Below are 3543 nucleotides of genomic sequence, written 5' to 3'. Positions count from 1 at the left end.
CACCGGGACAAATAACCTCTTTACCCTTACCGATACGGCTAACAACACCGGCACCGGCTACCTTTTAAACCTTAATACCGCCAGCGGGTCAACCCTGAAACCCTTAAGGGTGGCTTCGGCCGGAGTTGAGGCTTTGGCCATCGATGCCGCCGGCAATGTGGGGATCGGGACAACCAGCCCGGGGGCAAAACTTGATGTTAACGGAACGGGTAGGTTTACCACTTCCGTGTCTTCGCCTCTTTTCCAAGGTGATGCGGGGGCGGTCACCTTTGGCAATGCTTCCTATGCCACCACCATTGCCGGATCAGGCTTAACCATCTCTCCTACTGACTGGACAGCCACTCCTACCATATCAGGGCTCATCACCGCCACTTTAGGGTTAACCGCCAATGGAGCCTTAACCGCCAACAGCACCTTTACTTTAGGAGACGGCGCTGATGCCGGTTCGGTTAATACCTCAAGTTGGGATATCTCCACCACCGGCGTCGCCTCGGGATTTACCGGCCTTACCTCCTCGGGGACGATCACCTTCTCGGGATTAACCAATAACGGACCGGTTTACACCACCAGCGGGGGGGTGCTAAACTCGGAAACCTATCTTTCAACCTCAAGAGGCGGCCTGGGAGCCAATATGACTGCCGCCGGAGCCGGAGAACTGGTCTACTCAACCTCTACCACCGCCTATGGCCATCTGGCGGCGGGGACCTCAGGGCAGATCATCAAGTCAGGGGGAGCGGGAGCACCAACTTGGGATAACCCCGCCGCCTTAACCAAAACTGATGATACCAATGTCACCTTGACCTTGGGAGGATCGGCCTCTACTGCCTTGGTTAATCCTGCTTCCATTAGTGTCGGCTGGTTGGGACAGTTATCCTTAGCAAGGGGAGGGACGAATAAAAGCCTGGCCGCCTCAGCCGGCAGTGTCGTTTACTCGGATGCCGATTCCTTAGAACTAACAGGAGTAGGCAGTGCCGGTCAGGTCTTAACCTCAGCGGGAACAGGCGCTCCCACCTGGAGCGATGTCGGTGGGTTGGGGATTAAATGGAGTAGTCTTCAAAATCCTACCGATAATCTCTCCTTATCCCATCAGGCCTACACCACCACCTTTACCTGGGGAGCCTCAACAGGAACTAATAACCTCTTTACCCTTACCGATACGGCTAATAATACCGGCACGGGCTACCTTTTAAACCTTAATACCGCCACAGGGTCAAATCTTAAACCTTTAAGGGTGGCAGCGGGAGGAACGGAGGCCCTGGCCATTGATGCTTCCGGCAATGTGGGGATCGGGACGACGAGTCCTACTTCTGAGCTTCATGTTGATGGGGAGATTAAAGCCGCCAAGTTTATTGACACCGCTGATATAGCTTATTATCTTGACCCGGCCGCCGATCCTTCTTTGTTGGTAAAACACAGTGTCGGCATCGGGACGACGAGTCCTAACAATTTAATTCAAGTCAAAGATTTGATTCAATTTAATAACACAAATTATGCCACTTTACTTGGTTATCAGGCGGGGAAAAATCTTCTTGCCGATGGAACATCTAATACGGCCATAGGTTATCAAGCCCTCTATTCCAACACCACCGGCTACAACAACACCGCTCTGGGAACCTCCGCCCTCTATTCCAACACCGCCGGCTACGACAACATCGCTCTGGGAACCTCCGCCCTCGAATCCAACACCGCCGGCGGCAGCAACATTGCTCTGGGAACCTCCGCCCTCTACTCTAACACCACTAGTTCCTACAACATTGCTCTGGGATACTCCGCCCTCTACTCTAACACCACTGGCGCCCGCAACATCGCTCTGGGAGACTCCGCCCTCTACTCTAACACCACTGGCAGCTCCAACATTGCTTTGGGAGTAAATGCTGGAAGTTATTTAGCTGATTGGTCAGACAATGAAACACCAAGTAATTCTGTCTTTCTGGGTTATGACACCAGAGCCAATGCTGCAGGGGGGACAAATGAAATAGTTATTGGCCACCAGGCGATTGGAGCGGGAAGTAATAGCGTCGTCTTGGGAAATGATAGTATTACCAAAACAATACTCAAAGGCAACGTCGGCATCGGCACCACCAGCCCCCCTTCTCTATTCTCAGTCGGCGCCACTTCTCAGTTCCAAGTTGACAGTAGTGGGGATATTGTCAAGCTCAAAAACCTCACCTACTCTTGGCCATCTTCTCATATTACCAACAGCTTTTTGAAAAATAATGGTTCGGGAGGGCTGGAGTGGACGACTGAAATCACCGCCAACGCCCTAAAGTGGAATGCCCTAACCAATCCCGATGGGAATCTCTCTTTATCCCATCAGGCCTACACCACCACCTTTACCTGGGGAGCCTCAACAGGAACTAATAACCTCTTTACCCTTACCGATACGGCTAATAATACCGGCACGGGCTACCTTTTAAACCTTAATACCGCCACAGGGTCAAATCTTAAACCTTTAAGGGTGGCGGCGGGAGGAACGGAGGCCCTGGCCATTAACCCCTTAGGTAACGTCGGCATCGGGACGACAAATCCTACTTCAAAACTGGAAATCGCTACTAATATTGCCGCACCAACCGGGGGCGAGCTTATTACCAATGGCACCTTCACCGGCGGCACTACCGGCTGGACACTGGGAAGTGATGCGACTTACGGAGACAACAATGTAGTTGTTACTTATACCGGTGGCGAACCTTATCTTTTTACAACCTTTGCCACCACCTCGGGCAATACTTACCTACTTACTTTCACTATCTCAAGCGCAAATGCACCAATGTTCTTCTGGCTGATGAACAATGGGATAACTTACAACAATGATCCCTTTTCTAATGGCACCCACACCGTTGTCTTCCAAACCGATTTCACCGGCACGGAAACTATTATCTTTGTAGACTATAATGGAAATACCGGAGACACCTGGACAATTGACGACGTGTCAATAAGACAAATTGACTCGCCTTATCCGGCTTTAAAAGTCATTGGCTATAACGGCGCCACCTTCCTTTCTCTTGGTGGGGACATACTAGGGAATACCGCTTTAGGCGAATCCGCCCTTAAGTCCAACACCACTGGCGGCTCCAACACCGCCCTGGGATATTCCGCCCTTTCCGCCAACACCACTGGCAAAAACAACATCGCCCTGGGACCCCACGCCCTCTTCTCCAATACCACTGGCGGCTACAACACCGCCCTGGGATCCTACGCCCTCTTCTCCAATACCACTGGCAGCTCCAACACCGCTCTGGGAGACTCCGCCCTTTACGCCAACACCGAGGGCTACAGCAACATCGCCCTGGGACCCTCCGCCCTCTACTCCAACACCACTGGCAACAGCAACATCGCCCTGGGAAACTCCGCCCTCCACTCCAACACCACCGGCAGCGGCAACACCGCCCTGGGAGATTACGCCCTCTACGCCAACGACACTGGCAACAACAACACCGCCCTGGGAGTCTCCGCCCTCCGTTCCAACACCACTGGCTACCAAAATACCGCCCTGGGAGTCTCCGCCCTCCGTTCCAACACCACTGGCAACTACAACATCGCTCT

General features: G+C 52.8%; 1 protein-coding gene. It reads left to right on the top strand.

The genetic code is table 11. The annotated features are described in order from the left end of the window. A partial coding sequence (locus PHI12_14195) for a hypothetical protein (protein MDD5511938.1) occupies nucleotides 1-3543 on the top strand: 3543 nt, incomplete at both ends.

Source organism: Dehalococcoidales bacterium (assembly GCA_028716225.1).
Lineage (GTDB): Bacteria > Chloroflexota > Dehalococcoidia > Dehalococcoidales > UBA5760 > UBA5760.
The sequence above is the reverse complement of the archived record's forward strand: the minus strand, read 5'-3'. Positions and strand labels throughout refer to the sequence as shown.